Here is a 357-nt window from a genome sequence, read left to right as displayed (position 1 = left end):
GCAGCGCACGACGCCCTCAAGTTCGCCCTCCACCTCGAACGCAACCTTGCCGCAATGGCAGCTGCCTTTGTAGAGCATCAGTATCTTCCTGTCGCTGGCAGGTGCAAAGGCACGCTGGCCGGGTTATCCCTTCGGCAGTCCCAACGGCTGCTTGCCTTAAAGATGTTCCATTCTGGCGGAGTCCGACACCAACATGCAACCAATCCGCGACCGCCTCGAAATTATCATGTCACGTCTTGCGAATCGTGTGGCCGACGAGAAGGTCTTCACGAAGCTCTATGGCGAAGCGGCGCGGGTCGCGGCTGACGCCAGCGATGCCCGCAAGAGAGTGGGCGTGACACTCGGCCCGCTCGACGG

General features: G+C 61.1%; 1 pseudogene. It reads left to right on the top strand.

The features are described 5' to 3' along the window. Positions 1-193 precede the first annotated feature (193 nt). A pseudogene (locus X742_RS1000000176370) lies at positions 194-357 on the top strand (amidase); the annotation flags it as partial.

The organism is Mesorhizobium sp. LNHC229A00, assembly GCF_000502415.1.
In the GTDB taxonomy this organism is placed as follows: domain Bacteria; phylum Pseudomonadota; class Alphaproteobacteria; order Rhizobiales; family Rhizobiaceae; genus Mesorhizobium.
This window is presented reverse-complemented; position numbering and strand designations above follow the sequence as displayed.